Here is a 20,695-nt window from a genome sequence, read left to right as displayed (position 1 = left end):
ACGATGCAACTACCGTCAAATACCTCGTTTTTTTGCATCCATTTTTCTTCAAGCATTACATACATTTAAAACAAGCTTCCGATTGCGGTAATAGTCGTTGCTAAATCTTGGCGATATAACGGATGTTGTTCATCAAGGCTATTGACATTGACCTCATTGCCACCAAGTGAGGCATGAACATAAAGAGTCTGCCCTAGATACAGTGCTACATGCCCTGGGAAAAATAGCAAATCTCCTTTTTGCATACGATCAATTGTTATCTCCTTAATTGGAAAACCTTCTACAATTCTAGCATCTCGGAAAATAATTACACCATTTAGCAGATAAGCCATCGAACATAAGCCCGAACAATCTATGCCTAGCGGTGACTTACCTCCCCAACGATACGGTGTGGCTATATAGCTTAGTGCTGTTTGTACAACATTTTCTCGGAACGCATGCTCTTCAAAAGTATGTTCAGCAATTTTAGGATGCAACCATTGAGAACGTAAATAGCCAATTTCGCCCGTCACTAATTGAACGGCAGTCCATGGCGTGTTTGATGTCGTGTCGGAATCTACATTGTATAAAATAGAACCTTTTACCAATGTGATGATTTTGGTGCTTTGTATTTTCGGTTCTTGTAAAACATCTGCGAAACGCTGTCCAATAACATGTTGAGCCTTTTGAATCCAAGTATTTGTAATCGCATCATCGAAAAGGACATGCTTTCGCTGACAATAACCTTCATAGCGATAGGCAGTGCGAACGTACAGCCAATCATTTTCTAATTCTTCTATAATTTGAACAGGCATACCGTAAAGTATTTCATCAACAAGCTCGGCATGACGATTGGGTTCAGCATAAAGATTAGCCATCATAGCAATGACAATCGCGTTCATGTTGTCTCTCCTTTCACTCCTATCATCTTGTCATAGACTACCTTTGAAAGACGACCGATTAATTGTCTGGCGACATCATTTTGCTTGACCTCTGAGATAAAAACGCCAATACCATAATCTTGTACGTGACTGTAAACAATGCCAACATCATGGTCAACGGTATCAAGACCACCTGTTTTATGGGCGATTGTCACATCATCGACGATGTAACGGCGCAAGCATTCATGAAAACGCTGACGACACAAGATATCAATAGCAAGTTGGCTTAACACTGGAGATAGCAGATTTTGCCTATAAATTTGGCTAAATAGATGCGCCATATCGCGCGCTGTTGTTATATTATCAATGCCTTTTGCAAGTCGCTCAAAGTCCATCATTTTTCTTTGTAATTGTGTATGGGTCAGTCCGATTTTATGAAAGTACTTATTTAGCGCTTCCATACCGATTACATCAATTAATACATTTGTCGCAGTATTATCACTTGTCGTAATCATCCAAACGCACAGTTCATAGATTGTGCAGGATGTTACTCGCTGTTCACTAATCACACTAAAATCAACCCAATCGCTAGGGCTAATGGCTATTACTTGATTGATAGGTATATTGCATACATCTATATAATCGAAAATAGCAATGAGTATAGGCACTTTAATTAAGCTAGCACTGGAAAAAGCTTCATCTAGACGCTCGTTGATAACAAAGTCATTTGTCTTAAAATCTTTTACAAACATATGCACTTTATATGGAGCTTCCTGTATAATACGTTGAATCGTTGGCTGCATCATGCACCTACCCTACCACTGTAATGTTTTGCGTTTCCGCATCTATGGTTACGATACGACCTAAAGGCAGTGACATCGTTGGTAAACAGTGACCACAAGCAAGATTTGATAAAATAGGTTTCTTCAAAGGTGTTAAGATTTCCTTAAAAATGGTGTTTAAGGATAAGCTCTGTTCTGGCTGCTTCGGGTTTTCAGGCCCGCAATTTGTCCATGCCCCTAATAGTAAACCTACTGCATCATCAAGCTTCCCAGCTAATTTTAACTGTGTCAGCATGCGATCTATACACTGCTCACTCTCATCTATATCTTCTAAAAATAAAATTTTACCTTTTGTATCAATTTCATATGGCGTGCCAAGTGACGCTGTAATCAATGTTAAATTGCCCCCAACGAGTTGACCTGTTGCAGTCCCTGTTAGGAGTGTAGTCATTGGTTGCTGTGGAGGATTTTCCAACAGAAACGGCATGGTATCTGTTGCCATCACACAATTCAAAAATGAATTCCATGTATAATGATCCATATTTTGTTGAATAAATTCTGTTGAAGGCATTGGTGTATGATACGTCACTAAATTACATTTTTGATTAAAGGCGATATGTAGTGCTGTCACATCGCTATAGCCTGCGAATACTTTGGGATTTGCTTGTATCATCTCATAATCTAGTCTTGGTAAAATTTTGGTTGCCCCGTATCCTCCACGAATACAAAAAATGCCGTTCACATGGGGATTGCGGAACATTTCATTGACATCATATGCGCGCAGTTCGTCTGAACCAGCTAAATATCCATGTCTAACACGACATGTTTCCCCCACAATGACGTTAAAACCAAGTTTCTCAATACTAGCAATGGCGGGAGCTAGCTTTTCTGGTGGTGTAGCACCAGAAGCACTAAGTAGACCAATCGTATCCCCTTTTAGCAAAGCTTTAGGCACAATCATTCGCTCACCTCTACTTTTCGTAATGTACGATAATTGGCTATTTCCTCTTCATTAGCTAAAACATAATGCCCTTCTTCTATTTCTATAAATGAAGGAGGCGCTAGCTCATATTGATGCTGTAACGGGGTGTAAATTTCTACGACCTTTTCTCGCTCCTTATACGGATTGGGTTCTGGCACTGCTGATAACAATGCTCTTGTGTACGGGTGAATTGGATTAGAAAAAAGTTTTTCGGTCTCTGCTAACTCCACAATTTTGCCTTTATAAATGACTGCTGTACGGTCTGTAATAAATCGAACAATTGATAAATCATGGGCAATAAATAAATAGGTTAAGTTGTTTCGTTGTTGAATCGTCGATAATAAATTGAGCACTTGCGCTCGTATCGATACGTCGAGGGCTGAAATTGGTTCATCCGCAATAATAAACTCTGGCTCCATTACTAATGCACGTGCAATGCCAATCCGTTGACGCTGACCGCCAGAAAATTCATGCGGAAAGCGACTCGCGAACTCGGGTAATAAGCCAACATCTAAAAGTGCGTTTTGTACTTTTTGCTGACGCTCCGCTTCATCTTTAAAGTTTTTCGTATTAATCAGACCTTCCGATATAATATAATCCACCTTTGCCCGTTCATTAAGCGAAGCCATCGGGTCTTGAAAAATCATTTGGATTTTTTGCGTTATTTGTTTGTCCCAATCCTTCGAGATTTTACCGTTAATGTTCTTTCCACGGTACAATATTTGACCACTCGTTACTTCATTGATGCGCATTATAGCGCGGCCAATAGTCGTTTTCCCAGAGCCCGACTCGCCAACTAATCCGAATGTTTCACCTTTATAAATATGAAAGCTGACATCATCTATTGCCACAAATTTATGTTTGCCTTTACCAAACACAATGTGCAAATTTTTCACTTCTAATAACACTTCTTTATCGCTCATTGGCGTACTGCCTCCCTTCTTCAAAAAAAGCTTGTAACGCTGCTGGAGGCTCCACTTTGGGCGCACGGGGATCCAACAGCCAAGTGCGCGCGAAATGTGTATCGCTTACTTGAAAAAATGGCGGACGTACTTCGTAATCAATTTTTAAAGCAAATGGATTGCGCGGGGCAAACGCATCACCTTTAATTTTTTTAAAAAGATTGGGTGGCGTCCCCTTAATCGAATAAAGCGGTTGCCCTTTTAACCCAAGTTGTGGTAGTGACGAAAGAAGCGCCCATGTATACGGATGTTTTCCATTAAAAAACACTTCATGTGTACGACCAACTTCGAGTATGTCCCCTGCATACATGACCGCGATACGGTCCGCAACTTTTGCTACAACGCCTAAATCATGTGTAATATAAACGATTGTTAAGCTATATTTTTGCTGAAGGCTTTTTAGAAGTTGCAAAATTTGTGCTTGTATAGTTACGTCCAATGCGGTTGTTGGCTCATCACAAATTAAAATTTTCGGTTTACACGCGAGCGCAATAGCAATCACAATTCGTTGCCGCATGCCTCCTGAAAATTCATGAGGGTATTGCTTGTAACGTTTCTCTACATCACCAATACCGACGTCGGTTAATAATTTAAGTGTTTCAGTATAAGCTGCTTTGCCCTTGAGCCCTTGGTGTAACACCACGCATTCCTCAATTTGTTTGCCAATCGTTTTCAATGGATTCAATGATGTCATCGGATCTTGTGTAACGATTGCGATTTCTTTTCCTCGAATAGTTAACCATTGTTGTTCTGTGTTAAATAGCGCTAAATCCATACCATTGTATATAATTTGACCTTGGGCAATCGAACCATTTTTATCGAGCAAGCCCATAATTGATTTCATTAGAACAGATTTTCCTGAACCTGATTCACCAACAATGGCTAGACTTTCTCCTTTATATAAATCAAGAGAGATTCCTCTAATAGCTGTTAGTACTTGCCCTCGTAGTGTAAATGTAATGACTAAGTTTTCAATCGTTAAAATACGGGAATTTATTTGCTTCACAAACAATTATCTCCCTTCTATACATGGTTTTTTGGATCTGCTGCATCTGCAAATGCATTCCCAATAATATAAAATGCTATCGTAATAATACTTAGTACAATACTTGGGAAAATTAACTGATACCTTAAATCAGGTGACATCATCAGGACACGCCCTTCATTAATTAAATTCCCTAATGATGGTTCACTAATTGGTAGCCCTAAACCGATATATGTTAAAAACACTTCTGCGCCAATCGCAAACGGAATCGCTAAACTCATGCGAAGCATAATAACTGAGATTAAGTAAGGTAATAAATTTTTTACAATAATTCGATAATCTGATGTCCCCAAACATTTCGATGCTAAATTGTATTCCCGATCTCGTAAAATTACGATTTGATTTCGAATAAAGCGCGCCATTTCTACCCACCCCGTAATGCACATAGCAATGATTATGGTGGAAATGCTCGGACGTAAAATATAAGACATTAAAATAAGGACAATTGTTGTTGGGATATTATCTACAACGTTATAAAGCTGTGTAATCGGCATTTCTAGCTTACGAGAAAAGCCCCACAGTGTTCCGATTGTAATGCCGATAAACGCTTCCACCAATGCGACCACACAGCCAATCATTAACGAGGTCCTTGTGCCAGCCCAAATGCGGGACCATAAATCTTGTCCAATGGAGTTTGTACCAAACCAAAACTCGGCATTGGGGGCAATATTGCGTGCCTGTAATCCCGTTTGGTCATCGAGATAGATTTCGGTCGGAGATTTTTGTGCTGGCAAATACGGCTGAAAAATGGTGAACGCCACAATAATACAAACCATTACTAATAAGAAAACAGCCACTCGATTTTTTAAAAATGATTTCCAAGTGGAGCGCCAATAAGAATAATTGGAGTAGGCGGTGTCTTCTGCCTGACCATCAGTCGCTTCTACAAAGTCAAATAGTTGTGCACGGGACTTGTCTGATATATGATCGATTTCCTCTGTATACATACTCATTAGCGCACACTCTCCCCTTTCCCTAATTTAATCCGTGGGTCCACGAGCGCCATCGCAATATCACCTAAAATTAAGCCAATAATGCCAAGTGATGAAAAAACTAGTACTAAACCTTGTACAATCGTATTATCCTGTCGTTGAATAGCATCCACGAGTAATCCACCCATCCCTGGAATAGAATATAAAGATTCGATATAAATGGAGCCTGTAATCGTAAAAAGAATCGTTGCGGGCAAATATTGTGCCATTGGAATAAAAGCATTGCGTAATACATGACTAAACATTAAGGTACGCTCTTTCACGCCTTTCGCACGTGCAAGCTTAATGTAATCTTTGTTTAATTCATCTACCATGTACCGGCGCATCCACATCGCATAGGAAGCAGTCGGTGCTAACGCCATCGAAGTAAGCGGTAATAGCCAGGTGATTGGCTTATATTCATCAAACAACATCGGCAAACGGAAAATATCTGTAATATACATTTGAATAACTAAGTAATACACTGCTGCTGGTACTGCAACGACAAAAACTATATAGCCAGTTCCTAACCGATCCAGCCAGCGCCCCTTCATTTGTGCCATTAATATTCCGAGCGGTACACCGATTAACAGCGATATGCCAACTGCTCCTAACCCAAAGAACAATGAATACATGATTTTATCTGCAATAATTGTCACAACAGGCACATCCGTACGATATGTAACGGATTTGCCTAAATCACCTTGCAATAAATCCGTATAAAAATTCCCCAATTGAACAAGCAATGGATCACGTAATCCTAAATTCGTTAAATACACTTCTTTTTGTGCGGGTGACATTTTCTCTGCCGCTGCCCCTAAGTAGCCTTCTTCTGGCATTAATCGTAGTAATGAGAACACAATTGTGATAATAATAAATAGCGTAACAATGGATTGTAACAAGCGCTTTCCTACATACCAAAGCATTTAAGCATCCTCCCTCCAGTAAAACTGTTACAAAAGCAGGAAGGAGATGCCGAATCAGCATTTTCGGTCATCTCCTCGATATTAAAAAATCACCACTATACGCCTACGGATTGCATTTTGGCAATGATTATTCCTTTCTTTTATTTGGCTGCGTTCGCCAATGCATCCATACGTTCTTGCTCCCACTGTGCCAATGCTTTCTTAAAGTCATCATTACTCATTGGCTTTGCTAACACTTGCTGTCCTTTAAACTTCTCTGCTGTCACACCAAATGGTGAGTACTGGGCTTCAAATGGATTTAATTTTGAAGCAACATAACCGCTACCACCTACAGAGTATGGAATAACAAAGGCCTCTTCAATTAAGAAAGCTTCTGCTTGAGCAAAAAGGTTATAACGCTCGGCCGTATCGATTGTCGCTTTCGCCTTTTCTAATAAATTTAAGTAAACAGTTTGACCATTTGCTTCCTTATAGCCTTCAGCTAATTCTGGCTTATTGTAAGTACCATCCACACTAAATGGTTCTGTATACGTTGACGGGTCTGCGTAATCTGGCCCCCAGTTCGCTTCTAGTAATGCAAATTTACCAGGGCGTCGAATTTCTGATAAGAAACCTGTCGAAGGACCTGCTTCAACGATAATATCCACATAGTCAGTACCTAATAATTTTTCGACTTGTTGTTCAATGACTTGGGTACGATTGGCCCAGTCAGGCATTCCGGCGTTATATGGCATTAATACCTTTACTGGGAAAGTCGCTTTCCCTTCTAATGCCGCCTTCGCTTTGTCCCTATACTGTAAAGCTAAATCTTTATTAAAAGAATCATTGTTTGTAATCGCCGCTAATGAATCAAGTTGTGTATAGTCGACTCCTTCAACATCAACAAAGTTTTTCGGTGTGATCGTATTGCTTAGTAAATCTTGAGGGTTAAATGGTTCCACCGTTAGCATCGCTGATACACGATCAAGCCCATGGAAAAGCGATTTTCTGAAATCTTTATTATTAACGGCAATCTTCCAGTTTTCAGGTTCATATTCCGCAGCGAATTGCGGGTCAAAGTTTAGGGCATAAAAATACGAATAAAAATTATTTTGCGTTTGACGTACTTGGGATTTTTTCTTATCATCCTTCAGCCATTCGTCAATAATCGAAGTAGGAATCGTTGCTGTGTCGATTTCGCCCCGTAAAAATAGTTCGGGCGCAACGGTTGCTGCTTCTTTGTTATATTTATACCGAATGCGATCAATCAGCACGTTGTCTTTATCCCAATACGTATCATTTTTTACAAGAACACGCTCATTTTGAGGTTCGAATTTGTCTAATAGATAGGCACCGTTATACAAGAAATTTTCATGTGTAGTTCCAAATTGCTCGCCCTTTTCCGTTAAAAACCTCCCATTTACAGGGAAGAAACATACATAGTTCAACATCGACAGAAAATAAGGTGTAGGAGCCTCCAGCGTGTATTCAACCGTATGTTGATCGATTGCTTTGATGCCCACTTTTGAAAAATCAGTTAGCTCACCGTTATAAAACGCCTCCCCATTTTTGACTACCATGGCACTCCAGACGGTCGAAGATTCATTTTTTGCATCGAGCACATACTGCAAACCATCCACAAAGTCTTGTGCCACTAAATCTGCATATTCCTTTCCATTATGGGTAACCCATTTTACATCATCACGCAGCTTAAATGTCCAAACAGTCGCATCTTCATTTGACGACCATTCTTTCGCTAAGCCTGGTTGCACAATCCCATACTTATCATATTCAATGAGGCCATCCACTAAATTGGCAGCTACAGCAAATTCATTTGTTTCAGAGGTTTTTAAATAGTTTAATGTTTTAATCTCACCTGAATAAACGACCCGATACTCTGATTTTTTCTCGTCAGAAGAATCATTACTACAGGCTGCACAAAGAAAGACGACTAGACATACTAAAAGAAACCATTTCCTTTTCCTCATAAGCATCCCCCTACGTATTTTTATCTTGAAAATCCTATTCCATTTGCATCCGTCATTGTGATTCGATCATTGTTAAAAATAGGACCACCTGCAATAGGATCTTTCAAACATAAACTTGGTCCGTCTAAATCTATCATTGTGATATTTTTTTGTGATGCAGCAAAATGTGCAGCCGCACTCACACTAATTTTTGTTTCAAGCATGCAGCCCATCATACAAGCAATGCCATGCGCTTCTGCAATATGGCAAATCTTTTGCGCATGAAAAATGCCACCTGTTTTCATTAACTTAATATTGATGAAATCAGCAGCACGTCGTTCGATAATAGTGAGGGCATCTTTTGCCGAAAAGACACTTTCATCAGCTAGAATATTGGTCAACGTATTGGCTGTTACATATTGCATGCCGGTTAAATCAGCATAGTGCACAGGCTGTTCCACTAATTCGATATTGCTATTTGCATCTTCAAGTGCACGAATTATCCGAACGGCTTCTTTTGGCGTCCACCCTTGATTGGCATCTACACGTAATGTAATGGCTTTGCCTACTGCATCCCGTATAGCCATCACGCGCTGGATATCTGTCGCTGGATCCTTGCCAACCTTGACCTTTAATATTTGAAAGCCACGTTCCACCGCAGACAGGCTATCTTTTATCATGTCCGCTACACTATTCACGCTTATTGTAATATCTGTTGTTAATGCCTTGCGATAGCCCCCTAATAATTTATACAATGGGGTCTTGTGATGCTGAGCTAATAAATCATAAAGCGCCATATCTACCGCCGCTTTCGCACTCGTATTTTGATAAATACTGTTGTCCATTCGCTCCATCACAACGGCTATTTCTTGTAAATCCATACCTACTATGGCCGGCTTAATATAGTGTTCAATAGCATCTCTAATCGAACCTAAAGTTTCTCCTGTAATAACAGCAGTTGGCGCAGCCTCACCTATGCCAATTTGCCCATGCTCACTATGCACATAAACGGCAATATTTTCAATGTTACGCACGGTTCTTAATGCTGTTTTAAATGGCACAATAAGGGGAGCTTCCACCGTTGCAACCACAATATCTTTAATCTTCATACATTCACCTACAGTCTATTCTTATGTTAAGAACTGTAAAATTCGAAGTACTTCAAAATAATCATCCGTGACAAATTCAACCGTGTTATGGGGCTTAAACGTTGCATTTGGATAAAAGGAATTGCGGTAAGCGCGTGTATGGTCACGGTAAATTATTTCCACTATAAATCGCTGAGGCAATGTCACTTGTAAGTCATCTCGGGAGACCTTCATAGAGGCTTCCACAAGTCGTTGCGTTTCAGCAATTGCCAATTGAGGACTGACACTTATTGTGGCATTCCCCACCCCTTCCTTGGTAGCAAATGTCACAATATTGCGATTGAAGGATTGAATTTCTTCTGTTAGTCCAACATCTCCACTAACAAATGAAACAGGAACACCATGTAAAGCAGCGGCATACGTATTGATAAGAAATTCACTTGCGTATTCGCCATTGATTTTAATATCAGCAGTAACACATAGCGTGTGTGCTAATGGATTACGTTCACTGCCTCCTTTACTGTGATAGCCGATGAAAATAGCACGATCAAAACTACTATCAAGTCCGGCTACCATACACATCGGATCATATGTCCATCCGCGAATGACCTTACAATTAACTGGCAAATTCGAAATATCAAGATTACGAGCTGAATCATGTGCATCCTTTAGTAAAATTTCCGTGGCGCCTCCTAAAATGGCACCTTCAATTGCTGCCGCCACTTCCTTCGTCATCTGCTTTTGAAAAAAATAATAGTCAGGCGCATTCAGTTCCGTTTCACTCCAAGATGTTGTGCCTGTAATGCCTTCAATATCTGCACTAATATAGACTTTCATAAATATCGATACTCCTTTATCAAATTGTCATCAATCTGTGCCTCTATTGCACCGTAAAAAGCTTGTTTGGCATTTATCCTTCTTGCCCAAGCTATATTGTGTAAATCATAATGCCACCATTCCTCAGCATAATTCGTAAAGCCAACTGCCGTCATACAGTGATACAAAAGACGCCGATGAACACAGGCTTCCTTATTTTCATTAGGATGCTGTTCAAAATAACGGGTCGTAGATTTCTCACTAAGCTCATCAAATGCTGTCCCAAGATTTAACGCTTTCCCTTTACTATTTGCGAGCGTTAAATCAATGGCACCTCCCGTTAAATGTGGTAGTAGATGCTCTTGCCCCTCCCTTGGAAAAGCGACAAATTTTAATGTCTTGTTAAAAATTTCTTCTTTTGTGAAGTTTGGGTGTTGGTCTTTGAGTTGCGCAGCAAAATGTGTAAATAAATATTGTTGCACTTGTAGCGGCCGGTATCCGTCATAGACAATCAAACTATAGTTTTCAGGTAATAGTAATAAAGCTTGTTGTAATCGCTCATATACTGCTTGGCGCAAGTAAATGGATTGTAAGCTACTAGCAATTTGTTGTTTATAGTACACGGGCTGGGTAAAGATTCTTGGGTGTAGGTGGTCAATGTTCATCAATGGCTCACAACTGTTAAGCACAATAGGATTGGATGGATTTGTCGGTGTCTCGTGTGCAATTGGCAGCAATAATTTTTCATGCATTCGCATCACCTTTTATCGTAAAGAATGTTAAATTGTTAGATAATTCAGTATTTTCATTGAATATTAACACACCGCTTCATAGTTGACTAGATAAAAAAACAATAATTACATAATAATGGTTATTATCTAATCGTTATACAAAATTTGCTATGCAGCGCTTAAACACTACAATATATGGTCGAAACATTTATTTTTTTATACGACTTTAGCGATTAAGTAAACTTTAAAAATAGACATGATTGCCCAAATATCTTAATGAAAGGGAAGTTTTTATGGAGGTGATACCATGGTAATTATTAAGAACAATATGGTTCAATACTCGCTACAAAATCGAACTGATACACTCCAAATACCGTATGGGCTTATTAAAATGAAATCCAATCGGCATACAACGAATCCTTTTGTGGCACCATCACTTTCCGTTCATCGCATAGAAATTAATTACGAAAAATATAAAACCATTCAGATTTCCCAATAGATAGACAGGCATTTGTAGAAGCGTTGCAACAAAAGAACCCATCCATTCACCTTGATAATTGCATCTAGAATAGTAGCATGCGTCTGAGCTCTTCATTGAACTTTTTCTTTTTCTGGACGTAAACCTGGTTTCATTGCTTCAAATAAGTGCAATCTGCTCTGATTTTTTTCATTCTACAGTAGCATTGCCCTTACACATTATGCTAGGAATGTTAGGTAAAGAATGTACCTCTTGAAGCAACATAAAGGTGTCCTCTATCCAGTTACCCGACTTTCTAGTTAGTAAAATAGTACCGCGTGGATAGCATAAGAGTTGATGTATGTATTAGATGATTATCAGGTGTATTTACACTAAAAAGAAAACACTATAGAGACTGCTTTTTTGGCAAGCGTTCAACATGTAAACAAAAAAGCTATTGAAACATTCGAATGTTCAATAGCTTTTCGTTTATTTTTTAAATGAATAGGCTTCTACTACGTGTCCGTCTCGACCCGTTGTTGTTTGCGCTTGTGACAGGGAATTTAAAATAGCTTCTTCTGTTGCTTCCGCAGCAGCGGTAAATAAATGATTCATAAGAGGATGATCTTCACGTAGCTGTATACGTGTCTCCAAATGTTGGGACGAATGATGCGCAATATGGTGTGCCGTTGTAAAGCCGATGACAATATCACCACTTCCATGAGAGAAATGGCTACCTGTTCGTCCAAGCCCTATACCACAACGTTTAATAACACGTGTTAATTGGCGACTACTAAGCGGTGCATCTGTTGCTAACACAATAATAATGGAACCATCTGTTGGTGAGAACGCAGCATTGCTATTAGGATTTGGCAGATTGTAACGCTCAGCTATAAACTCTGAGCTATGACCGAAATTACTTAGCACGATAATCCCCACCGTATAGCTAATTTTATCTTGTTCTAGAGTCACTATGCGCGATGCAGAACCTATTCCGCCCTTATAGCCGAAACAAATCATGCCTTTTCCCGCTCCAACTGCACCTTCTTTAGCGGTATTTTCGGACGCATTACGAATTGCTTGGAGCGCGTGCTCTGGTGTGATTGGGCAAGCTCGAATCGAATTTAAATAACTATCATTACATTCCCCAACAACCAAATTAATTGTCCCTGTAGAAAGACCAATATCCTGATTAGTATTTAACATATATTGCAATGTTCCTTGCGTTACTGCGGGCACCCCAAACGTATTTGTTAGCATAATAGGAGCTTCAATAACACCTAGTTCATTGACTTGCACGAGTCCTGTCGTTTTGCCGAAACCATTTAGCACATAACTAGCACCTGTAACTTTTTGTTGAAACAAATTGCCACCATGTGGTAAAATCGCCGTCACCCCAGTACATGCATATGCCCCCACATCATCTAGCTTTTCATCCAGTGTGACATGCCCAACTTGAACACCTTGTACATCCGTAATGCAATTTTTTTTACCGACTGGTAATGTGCCAATGACCATACCCAACTCCCGCACTTTTTGTGTCATTTTTTCACCCCTTCTCAATGCTTTTTACTCTTTTAATGCATGTTCTACAGCAGCAAGCGCATGAATAATAGTCGTGTCGAAAACAGGGACTTGGACATCTTCTTGTTGTATTAGTAAACCAATCTCCGTACAACCTAAAATAATTCCTTGCGCACCTGATTTCACAAGGCGCTCAATAATTTGTAAATAGCTTTCTTTTGAAGTTGTTTCAATCTTCCCTAAACATAATTCCTCATAAATAATTTGATTAACCATTGTTCGTTCATCCGCGTTTGGCACCATTACATTTATGCCAAACTGTTCAATTCTATGTTTATAAAAATCTTGCTCCATTGTATATTTTGTGCCAAGCAACGCAATCGTTTGCAGACCAGCCTGTTGAATTTGAACGGCTGTTGCATCGGCAATATGTAAAATCGGAATAGTCAAACGCGCTTCCATAAATTCTATGACCTTATGCATTGTATTCGTACAGATCACAATGAAATCGGCACCTGCTTTTTCTAAAGACCAAGCAGCCTCTCCTAGTATTTCTCCCGCATTTTGCCATTGTTCATTTGCTTGATAGTATTCAATTTCTTGAAAATCGACACTATATAAAATGCATTTTGCCGAATGTAAACCACCCAATTGTTGCTTCACTTGCTCATTTAGAAGGCGATAATACATAGCTGAAGATTCCCAGCTCATACCACCAATTAAGCCAATCGTTTTCACATCATCCACTCCCTATTCTATTAATCGTCATTTTTAAATAAACTGCTCTCGATACATTTTCATGTATTCAAATTAAAGGTATAAAAGAAAAAGCAAGTTGAATACTAATTTGGAAAAAGTATTGTGTTACCACAACGGTGAACTGTATCCATTTTACCTTTTCTATATATTACCACCACACAGCAAATCATTTCGAGAAAAATATCTTTTTATTATTAAGAATTTTTAAAAATTTGATATTTTATAAAAAAAGAGTGTAGACTAAAACTTATTAAAAAAAGGAGGAATATAAATGGAGTGGATATCAAATATAGTAGATAATACAAATAATATTCTATGGACGTATCTTTTAATCATATTATTATTAGCTGCTGGATTATATTTTTCATTTGGCTCTAAATTTGTACAAGTACGTCTTTTCCCAGAAATGTTTCGTTTAATAACAGAAAAAAGAGATGGTGAGTCGGGGGTTTCTCCGTTCCAAGCTTTCACGATTAGCGCAGCGTCTCGTGTAGGTACGGGTAATATAACTGGTGTTGCACTTGCTATAGGTGTCGGTGGTCCTGGTGCCGTATTTTGGATGTGGATTATTGCCATTCTTGGTATGGCAACCGCTTTTATTGAAAGTACACTTGCTCAAGTGTATAAAGTAAAAGACGGCGATACTTTTCGTGGTGGCCCTGCCTATTATATAGAAAAGGCATTAGGTCATAGAAAGTTAGGGATTGTTTTTAGTATCCTTTTAACATTAAGCTTTGGCTTTATTTTTAACGCAGTACAGTCTAATACGATTGCGACTTCTGTAGGTGAAGCATTTAATATTAGACCATTTATTATCGGCATTGTATTAGTAGTGTTAACGGCTATGATCATTTTCGGTGGTGTACATAGAATTGTTAAATTTACACAAGTAATTGTACCTGTAATGGCCGTCTTTTATTTACTCGTTGCACTTTATGTCGTTGTAACAAATTTAGGGGAAATCCCAACCGTGTTTAAACTTATTTTCTCTCAAGCGTTCGGCCTTCAAGAAGCTGCGGGCGGTGCCATTGGGGTAGCCATTATGCAAGGTGTTCGTCGAGGCTTATTTTCCAATGAAGCTGGTATGGGGAGTGTGCCGAATGCAGCAGCAACTGCTAATACATCACATCCTGCTAAACAAGGGCTTGTGCAAAGTTTAGGCGTATTTTTTGATACAATTATGATTTGTTCTGCCACTGCATTTATCATTATTTTAGCGGGCTTATATAAAACAGGTGAAAGTAATGGAATCGTTCTTACACAAAATTCTCTAGCAGTGCATGTTGGTGACTGGGCTCCTTATTTTATCGCCATTAGTATTATTTTCTTCGCATTCAGTTCTGTTATTGGTAACTATTATTACGGTGAATCCAATATTGAGTTTATCAATGCTCATAAAAGCTGGATGACCGTTTATCGTCTACTGGTGCTGGCCATGGTAATGTTCGGCTCCGTAGCACAAGTTCAACTTGTTTGGAACTTAGCGGATTTATTTATGGGTCTTATGGCGCTCATCAATATTACGGTAATTATGATACTTGGTAAAATAGCTTTCCGTGTATTAGATGATTTTACACTACAACGAAAAGCAGGAAAAAATCCTGTATTTTACGCAAAGTCCATCCCAGGTTTGAAAAATACAGACTGTTGGGAAGATCATCGCTCATAAGAAAATGCCATTCCCTCAAGGATTACTTGAAGGAATGGCGCTTTTTTGGTGCCTGACACCCAAACAATTTTGAAAATTAAAAATTAGCTTTTTTTCATCGCTTCTGTAAATAGCTGCGATTGCCCTCTTGGAATACTCAATGTTTTCCATTCTTCCCCTTTTATTTGCTTCCCAACATAGATAATTTGCCCAACATGTGCTGCATAATGTGCCATCTGTCTTTCTATCGCATCAATCACTGTATGTTGTTGCCCTCTTATGAAGACATGTGCCATTAAATCCATCTCGGTTAAGCTTAGTAGTGAATCTAAGAAGACTTGCCAACCCTTTTCCCAAATAGTTAGTAGCTCTTCTTTAGTATCAATACTATCAATAAATTCTTCATCACGATTTCTTGTTGTTTTTTCTCCATCTGTCGTTAAAAAGTCTGTCCATCTTGAAATCATGTTGCCACTTACATGTTTGACAATGACTGCAATACTATTGGACTCTTCATTGAAAGCCCAGTGCAATTGCTCAATATCTAATTGTGCGATTGCTTTATCACCGTCCGCTTTAATCGTTTTAAATCTTTCTCGTACAGCTTTTAAATATGTTTCACCTATGCTCATTTCTAACTACCTCCCCCTTGTGCCAGTCACCCAAACAATTCCCAATTCTCAAACTATTTCTCTGTGGATACAAGTTAATACCCGCGGAAAGCATGGTATTACCCGCGATTTACCACTGAATACCCGCGAAAAATCATGAAATACCCGCGATTTAACCTTAAATACCCGCGAAGTATTGTCATCATGCTACAAAAAAGCTAGCGCTATGTCAATGTAGCACTAGCTTATCATGTTATAAGTTTTCATCTATATACGTTTCTAAATCCGAAACAATTGTATCGATTGGAACATCGTTTGCATCTTTTGCGTATCCGTCATATTGTTTTACAAGAATTCCGTCTTTATCCACTAAGAAAAACTGAATACCGTGGATTACTTGATCTGAATTCGGGTCGTCTTTGACAAGTAATTTTGTTGATTTCACTGCATATTGCTCAATATATGACTGTGAATATCCTGTAAGGAGATTCCATTTAGATTCGTCAGGTACAGTGTATCTCGTTAAATAATCAGCTAGTACTTCCGGCGTATCCACCTCAGGATCTACTGAAAAAGCGACAATATTATAATCCTCTATCCCTTTTTTCTTCAGCTTTTCTTGCACTTGCGTCATGTTAAACGTCATTGGTGGACAAACTGAATTACAATTCGTAAATATATACATGCCCAACCAAGGTTTCCCTTTTAAACTGTCTAGTGAAACAGTTTCTCCTCGTTGATTAATATGTTCAAAATCCTGCATTTCCAAACTATAATCAGCTTTAAACTTTGCGTTCCCGCATGCACTAAGTACAGTCACTAAAGTCAATAGTAGTACAAACCACATTACTTTATTTTTCATCTTTACACACTCCCTACTTACACTACCCCCATCTTATCGAATGATGTAAGCGTTGACAACCACCTGTCGTGACAGCTTTCGTACATCTTTGTGAAGTCAACTTCACTTAAGTGAAACAATCACATCATGAATCGCATCAAGCTTAACCTCTACTCGATGTAATAAGTAAAACGACATGAGGATAGGAAAACCAATATCAGATAACATTGTCAGCCATTGTTCCATACTGCCCTCTCCTTTCGACATGCTTTGCTTGTCTTAAAAATGGTCTTTGCAACAACTGCAAAGACCATGTCATTCATTCGTTCATGTTAAACGCTGAAACTTGACGATCAATCATACGTGCACCTTTTATGCCAACCAAAGCACCTGCTTGTCCACCAAATACATTACTCATAATGATTGTTTGCATCACTTGTTGAATTTCAGCAGATGTAACATGTGGCTTCGGTGCATCAATGGCAATCGTCGCCGTTTTTCCTAATGCTGTATGAAATTGCAACTCTAAAACTTTTGCCATCAGTCCTACCTCCTTTTTTATTGTAATGACGACAATTCTGTTATTTCTTGCTTACTAATACTGTCAAGTGGCTTTGATGAAAGACTCGCAATCGCTTTCGCTACCGTTACTAACGCTGTTGGTGTATGCGTGTCGTTTACATTACGGTAGGTTTTAATTACAAATTTCGGCTTATTTGTTTCAGTATGTCCCACCACATACTTTAAGCGAAGTGATGCATCTAATAATTGGGTTTTTGCCATCCGTAACACCCCCTTTCTACACAATATATACAGCTATTTGTAAAAATAGGGACATGTTTCTCTTGAAAATTTAACGTAGAAAGCCATCAGCGACTGGGATAGGCATCGAGCAGTCCGCTGCTACCTGAAAAAACGCTTTTTCCACCTTCATTATTCCTACATAAAAAAAGCCCAGATACTCATATCTAATGAGCATCTGGTTGTGGCATCATCACCACTCGTTGCAATACGAGCATGTAATTTTTAACCTTCACTACTTACAAAATATCTAACCATGTTTTAATAGCTGTACCTAAAATTAATACTGCTAAAATTGCTTGTAGTGCTTTTGTATTGAGCTTGCCACCTATTTTTGCGCCAAGTGGAGCTGCAAGTAAACTTGCCACAATCATGATTGCTGCTGGCCCATAGTCGATTTGGCCTGTCATAATTTTCCCTACTGTTCCACCGATTGATGAAATAAATGTTATCGCTAAGCTAGTGGCAATCGTCATACGTGTTGGGATTTTCAAGACAACAAGTAAGATTGGTACTAATAAAAATCCACCTGCTGCTCCAACAATCCCTGAACCAATCCCAACGACAAACGCTAAACCCGCTGCTAATGGTTTACTAAATGTAATCTGATCTAACTGCTTATCGTCAATTTGCTTTTTCGGAATAAACATCATAACAGCAGCAATTAAGGCTAAAACACCATATACAATATTTACTGCTGCTTCTGGTAACATGCTGGATCCAAAACTACCGATAAAGCTACCTATTAAAATTGCCGTACCCATAGTAAGAATTAGCGATTTGTTTAAATAGCCACTTTTGCGATATGCCCATACTCCTGCAATCGATGCAAAAAACACTTGAATAGCACTAATACCGGATACTTCATGTGCACTGAAAGCTGCTAACCCAAATAATGGTGGAATATATAAAAGCATAGGGTATTTAATAATGGATCCCCCAACGCCTACCATTCCTGATACGAATGATCCGACAAAACCAATTAAAAATATGACAACGATGAATGAAAACTCCATCGTCACACCTTCTTTCTACCTTATTTTCTTTAAGTATAGAGTGTGAATTGCTTTAAAAATATAGGGGGAAGCCCCTATCCTTCAGAAGAAAAGGCGATTATTTATTGTCGATAAGAGGAGGAAAACGATAGATATAACACCCTAGCATAGAAAAAGCGATAAAGCAGATTGCTTTATCGCTCAGGGAAGATATATAGAAGGTTGTTCCATTACAAAACGTCAGACTTTAGAAAGAAAAAGACTTTATTGGGCAGCCCACGTATGCTACGTAATATACTTATTTGTAATACCGTATTGAATAAGCTCTGCCTTGCTTTTTAAATTTAGCTTTTGCATAATGTTGGCTTTATGGTTTTCTACCGTTTTAGCACTAATAAATAGCTTTTCTGAAATTTGCATATTCGTAAATCCTAAAATGGTTAATCGAACAATTTCCTGCTCACGTGTAGATAAGATATCGGCATTGTTTTTACCTTTTTTCTTAAATAACTTTTCTAGTTGACCTTTTGGTAAGCCCACTTCATAGTAGCGACGACCTGTATAGACACTTTGAATCGCTTCGTACATTTCGCCACCTTGACTATTTTTTAAAATATAGCCATCTGCTCCTACTTCCATCGCTTGTTGAATATAGGCTATCTCATTATGCATTGTCAGCATAATTATTTTTGTGTCAGGTAAATTTTTTTTAATTTCCTTTGTCGCAGTAAATCCGTCCAACCCATTTGGAATTGATATATCCATTAAAATCACATTCGGCTCAGTCTGGTAGGCAAGCTGAATCGCCTCTTCTCCATCACTTGCCTCTCCTACAACTGTCATATCTGAATAATTCCCTAAAAGGAGCGCAATGCCCTTCCGTATTAAAACATGGTCATCGACAAGTAATATTTTAATCATATTGCGGCCTCCATCTTGGAATGACGATATCGATACATGTCCCTTGTCCTACTTTGGACAGAATTGAACAAGTACCACCCAACTGATCGACCCGTTCCTCCATATGCTTTAACCCTAGCCCTGCATTTTGAATCTTGTCTCGTTCAAAGCCAATCCCATTATCTTGAATGGTCATATAAATATGCGTGTTGTCCTTTTTAATATGGATATGCACTTGGGTTGCTTTTGCATATTTAATAATATTATGCAATGCTTCTTGTGTAATTCGATATAAATTAATCTCACCTGCTGGGTCACATCGATCAAGACCACGTGTCGTTAATTGAATATCTAAACCCGTTATTTGTTTTTTTATCGCATCAATTGTCGCCTGAATAGTCGGCTCTAAGCCTAATTGGTCTAAACTGTGCGGTCGTAATTGGTGAGAGTATGCGTTAATGTCATTCATAACTTTTTGCAGTTCCGCACGCACCTCGGAAATATACTCATTCAACTGCGCATTATCTTGTACAAAAGATTCAATCGCTTGTAACGCAATAGATACCGAAAATAAAGATTGGCCAACTCCATCATGTAGTTCTTGTGCTAAGCGTTTATGTTCTGATTCCTTTGCTTCGATTAATGCTCGAATCATTTTTTTATTAATGGCAGCCTCTTGTGCTTTTTTTAATGTTTCCTGATCACGTAAGACAAGTAAATATTCTGTTTCCCCTGTATTTTCATTAGCATAAATAGCGGCTGTACTCATTTCGACATCAATCTTTCGACCATGATAAATGGGCATTTCCGATAAAAATGAAGGCACTTCATTGTTTGCAATTAAATAGCATGTTGGTTCACTCTGCTCCCTTTTACGAGTCATACAATAAGAACAATACGGCACAAAATCACCTTTTTGCCAACCAGTTAAGCGTTGTGCAGCAGGGTTCATCATAATGATTTCCCTGCTTTCCTTCATAATAATAATCCCATCTTGAATATGCTCATAAATTTGCTGTAAATACTCATTTTGAAGCTGGGAATGCATAC

General features: G+C 38.7%; 23 protein-coding genes. 2 read left to right on the top strand and 21 right to left on the bottom strand.

Annotation, left to right across the window (positions count from 1 at the left end; translation table 11 throughout):
* Positions 1–65: 65 nt before the first annotated feature.
* From I5435_RS09355 to I5435_RS09305, 11 genes are all read right to left on the bottom strand, one after another.
* Complete coding sequence (locus tag I5435_RS09355; RefSeq protein WP_337983657.1) at positions 66–881, bottom strand: SH3 domain-containing C40 family peptidase; 816 nt, start codon at positions 879–881, stop codon at positions 66–68.
* Entirely contained in the window at positions 878–1,666 is a 789-nt protein-coding gene (locus I5435_RS09350) for a serine hydrolase (protein WP_229389461.1), read from the bottom strand. Before I5435_RS09350 ends, I5435_RS09355 begins: the two co-directional genes overlap by 4 nt.
* 4 nt (positions 1,667–1,670) lie before the next feature.
* On the bottom strand, positions 1,671–2,603 hold the full coding sequence (locus I5435_RS09345) for a S66 peptidase family protein (protein ID WP_337983656.1): 933 nt from the start codon (positions 2,601–2,603) through the stop codon (positions 1,671–1,673).
* Complete coding sequence (locus I5435_RS09340) at positions 2,600–3,547, bottom strand: ATP-binding cassette domain-containing protein (protein WP_337983655.1); 948 nt, start codon at positions 3,545–3,547, stop codon at positions 2,600–2,602. The genes I5435_RS09345 and I5435_RS09340 overlap by 4 nt, the downstream gene beginning before the upstream one ends.
* Complete coding sequence (locus I5435_RS09335) at positions 3,537–4,592, bottom strand: ABC transporter ATP-binding protein (RefSeq protein WP_282957535.1); 1,056 nt, start codon at positions 4,590–4,592, stop codon at positions 3,537–3,539. The genes I5435_RS09340 and I5435_RS09335 overlap by 11 nt, the downstream gene beginning before the upstream one ends.
* 17 nt (positions 4,593–4,609) lie before the next feature.
* Positions 4,610–5,584, bottom strand: a complete 975-nt coding sequence (locus I5435_RS09330) for an ABC transporter permease (protein ID WP_229389455.1) — start codon at positions 5,582–5,584, stop codon at positions 4,610–4,612.
* Complete coding sequence (locus I5435_RS09325; protein WP_108030575.1) at positions 5,584–6,528, bottom strand: ABC transporter permease; 945 nt, start codon at positions 6,526–6,528, stop codon at positions 5,584–5,586. The genes I5435_RS09330 and I5435_RS09325 overlap by 1 nt, the downstream gene beginning before the upstream one ends.
* 140 nt (positions 6,529–6,668) lie before the next feature.
* Positions 6,669–8,495 carry a peptide ABC transporter substrate-binding protein gene (locus tag I5435_RS09320; RefSeq protein ID WP_337983654.1) on the bottom strand — a complete coding sequence of 609 codons (1,827 nt, stop codon included), beginning with the start codon at positions 8,493–8,495 and terminating at the stop codon, positions 6,669–6,671.
* 20 nt (positions 8,496–8,515) lie between these two features.
* Positions 8,516–9,583: a dipeptide epimerase gene (locus I5435_RS09315; RefSeq protein ID WP_337983653.1), complete on the bottom strand. Its 1,068-nt coding sequence runs from the start codon at positions 9,581–9,583 to the stop codon at positions 8,516–8,518.
* Between the two features lie 21 nt (positions 9,584–9,604).
* Positions 9,605–10,399 carry a M55 family metallopeptidase gene (locus I5435_RS09310; protein WP_337983652.1) on the bottom strand — a complete coding sequence of 265 codons (795 nt, stop codon included), beginning with the start codon at positions 10,397–10,399 and terminating at the stop codon, positions 9,605–9,607.
* Positions 10,396–11,130, bottom strand: a complete 735-nt coding sequence (locus I5435_RS09305; RefSeq protein WP_337983651.1) for a M15 family metallopeptidase — start codon at positions 11,128–11,130, stop codon at positions 10,396–10,398. The genes I5435_RS09310 and I5435_RS09305 overlap by 4 nt, the downstream gene beginning before the upstream one ends.
* A gap of 286 nt (positions 11,131–11,416) precedes the next feature.
* On the opposite strand from I5435_RS09305, the gene I5435_RS09300 reads away from it, so the two are divergent.
* Positions 11,417–11,608: a PH domain-containing protein gene (locus tag I5435_RS09300; RefSeq protein ID WP_229389447.1), complete on the top strand. Its 192-nt coding sequence runs from the start codon at positions 11,417–11,419 to the stop codon at positions 11,606–11,608.
* A gap of 447 nt (positions 11,609–12,055) precedes the next feature.
* Here I5435_RS09300 and I5435_RS09295 read toward each other — a convergent pair whose 3' ends face one another.
* Together I5435_RS09295 and I5435_RS09290 are read right to left on the bottom strand one after the other, a co-directional pair.
* Positions 12,056–13,111: a DmpA family aminopeptidase gene (locus I5435_RS09295; RefSeq protein WP_337983650.1), complete on the bottom strand. Its 1,056-nt coding sequence runs from the start codon at positions 13,109–13,111 to the stop codon at positions 12,056–12,058.
* 24 nt (positions 13,112–13,135) lie between these two features.
* The gene (locus tag I5435_RS09290) at positions 13,136–13,828 is read right to left on the bottom strand and encodes an aspartate/glutamate racemase family protein (RefSeq protein WP_231786078.1); all 693 of its coding nucleotides are present in this window, start codon (positions 13,826–13,828) and stop codon (positions 13,136–13,138) included.
* A gap of 292 nt (positions 13,829–14,120) precedes the next feature.
* On the opposite strand from I5435_RS09290, the gene I5435_RS09285 reads away from it, so the two are divergent.
* Complete coding sequence (locus tag I5435_RS09285; RefSeq protein ID WP_024363572.1) at positions 14,121–15,518, top strand: alanine/glycine:cation symporter family protein; 1,398 nt, start codon at positions 14,121–14,123, stop codon at positions 15,516–15,518.
* 83 nt (positions 15,519–15,601) lie between these two features.
* Here I5435_RS09285 and I5435_RS09280 read toward each other — a convergent pair whose 3' ends face one another.
* The 8 genes from I5435_RS09280 to I5435_RS09245 form a co-directional block, all read right to left on the bottom strand.
* Positions 15,602–16,129 carry a DUF1572 family protein gene (locus I5435_RS09280; protein WP_108030569.1) on the bottom strand — a complete coding sequence of 176 codons (528 nt, stop codon included), beginning with the start codon at positions 16,127–16,129 and terminating at the stop codon, positions 15,602–15,604.
* A 232-nt stretch (positions 16,130–16,361) separates the two neighbouring features.
* Positions 16,362–16,970, bottom strand: a complete 609-nt coding sequence (locus I5435_RS09275; protein WP_025219291.1) for an SCO family protein — start codon at positions 16,968–16,970, stop codon at positions 16,362–16,364.
* A gap of 102 nt (positions 16,971–17,072) precedes the next feature.
* Positions 17,073–17,195, bottom strand: a complete 123-nt coding sequence (locus tag I5435_RS09270; RefSeq protein WP_080653352.1) for a YvrJ family protein — start codon at positions 17,193–17,195, stop codon at positions 17,073–17,075.
* Between the two features lie 73 nt (positions 17,196–17,268).
* Entirely contained in the window at positions 17,269–17,490 is a 222-nt protein-coding gene (locus tag I5435_RS09265) for a DUF2922 domain-containing protein (RefSeq protein WP_025219290.1), read from the bottom strand.
* 17 nt (positions 17,491–17,507) lie between these two features.
* The gene (locus I5435_RS09260; RefSeq protein WP_024363568.1) at positions 17,508–17,732 is read right to left on the bottom strand and encodes a DUF1659 domain-containing protein; all 225 of its coding nucleotides are present in this window, start codon (positions 17,730–17,732) and stop codon (positions 17,508–17,510) included.
* Between the two features lie 257 nt (positions 17,733–17,989).
* Positions 17,990–18,766 (bottom strand): sulfite exporter TauE/SafE family protein, encoded by a 777-nt coding sequence (locus tag I5435_RS09255; RefSeq protein WP_024363567.1) that lies wholly within the window; start codon positions 18,764–18,766, stop codon positions 17,990–17,992.
* 264 nt (positions 18,767–19,030) lie between these two features.
* Positions 19,031–19,666 (bottom strand): response regulator transcription factor, encoded by a 636-nt coding sequence (locus I5435_RS09250; protein ID WP_024363566.1) that lies wholly within the window; start codon positions 19,664–19,666, stop codon positions 19,031–19,033.
* Positions 19,659–20,693: an ATP-binding protein gene (locus I5435_RS09245; RefSeq protein ID WP_337983649.1), complete on the bottom strand. Its 1,035-nt coding sequence runs from the start codon at positions 20,691–20,693 to the stop codon at positions 19,659–19,661. The genes I5435_RS09250 and I5435_RS09245 overlap by 8 nt, the downstream gene beginning before the upstream one ends.
* Positions 20,694–20,695 lie beyond the last annotated feature (2 nt).

Origin of the sequence: Lysinibacillus sp. C5.1 (genome assembly GCF_016350185.1) — a bacterium.
Taxonomy (GTDB): domain Bacteria; phylum Bacillota; class Bacilli; order Bacillales_A; family Planococcaceae; genus Lysinibacillus; species Lysinibacillus sphaericus.
The sequence above is the reverse complement of the archived record's forward strand: the minus strand, read 5'-3'. Positions and strand labels throughout refer to the sequence as shown.

Coding starts and splice junctions, on each gene's coding strand:
- I5435_RS09300 (WP_229389447.1), top strand. CDS start 11,417: ATGGTAATTATTAAGAACAATATGGTTCAATACTCGCTACAAAATCGA.
- I5435_RS09250 (WP_024363566.1), bottom strand. CDS start 19,666: ATGATTAAAATATTACTTGTCGATGACCATGTTTTAATACGGAAGGGC.
- I5435_RS09350 (WP_229389461.1), bottom strand. CDS start 1,666: ATGATGCAGCCAACGATTCAACGTATTATACAGGAAGCTCCATATAAA.
- I5435_RS09275 (WP_025219291.1), bottom strand. CDS start 16,970: ATGAAAAATAAAGTAATGTGGTTTGTACTACTATTGACTTTAGTGACT.
- I5435_RS09355 (WP_337983657.1), bottom strand. CDS start 881: ATGAACGCGATTGTCATTGCTATGATGGCTAATCTTTATGCTGAACCC.
- I5435_RS09280 (WP_108030569.1), bottom strand. CDS start 16,129: ATGAGCATAGGTGAAACATATTTAAAAGCTGTACGAGAAAGATTTAAA.
- I5435_RS09340 (WP_337983655.1), bottom strand. CDS start 3,547: ATGAGCGATAAAGAAGTGTTATTAGAAGTGAAAAATTTGCACATTGTG.
- I5435_RS09265 (WP_025219290.1), bottom strand. CDS start 17,490: ATGGCAAAAGTTTTAGAGTTGCAATTTCATACAGCATTAGGAAAAACG.
- I5435_RS09285 (WP_024363572.1), top strand. CDS start 14,121: ATGGAGTGGATATCAAATATAGTAGATAATACAAATAATATTCTATGG.
- I5435_RS09310 (WP_337983652.1), bottom strand. CDS start 10,399: ATGAAAGTCTATATTAGTGCAGATATTGAAGGCATTACAGGCACAACA.
- I5435_RS09330 (WP_229389455.1), bottom strand. CDS start 5,584: ATGAGTATGTATACAGAGGAAATCGATCATATATCAGACAAGTCCCGT.
- I5435_RS09345 (WP_337983656.1), bottom strand. CDS start 2,603: ATGATTGTGCCTAAAGCTTTGCTAAAAGGGGATACGATTGGTCTACTT.
- I5435_RS09245 (WP_337983649.1), bottom strand. CDS start 20,693: ATGCATTCCCAGCTTCAAAATGAGTATTTACAGCAAATTTATGAGCAT.
- I5435_RS09325 (WP_108030575.1), bottom strand. CDS start 6,528: ATGCTTTGGTATGTAGGAAAGCGCTTGTTACAATCCATTGTTACGCTA.
- I5435_RS09260 (WP_024363568.1), bottom strand. CDS start 17,732: ATGGCAAAAACCCAATTATTAGATGCATCACTTCGCTTAAAGTATGTG.
- I5435_RS09320 (WP_337983654.1), bottom strand. CDS start 8,495: ATGAGGAAAAGGAAATGGTTTCTTTTAGTATGTCTAGTCGTCTTTCTT.
- I5435_RS09295 (WP_337983650.1), bottom strand. CDS start 13,111: ATGACACAAAAAGTGCGGGAGTTGGGTATGGTCATTGGCACATTACCA.
- I5435_RS09255 (WP_024363567.1), bottom strand. CDS start 18,766: ATGGAGTTTTCATTCATCGTTGTCATATTTTTAATTGGTTTTGTCGGA.
- I5435_RS09270 (WP_080653352.1), bottom strand. CDS start 17,195: ATGGAACAATGGCTGACAATGTTATCTGATATTGGTTTTCCTATCCTC.
- I5435_RS09315 (WP_337983653.1), bottom strand. CDS start 9,583: ATGAAGATTAAAGATATTGTGGTTGCAACGGTGGAAGCTCCCCTTATT.
- I5435_RS09305 (WP_337983651.1), bottom strand. CDS start 11,130: ATGCATGAAAAATTATTGCTGCCAATTGCACACGAGACACCGACAAAT.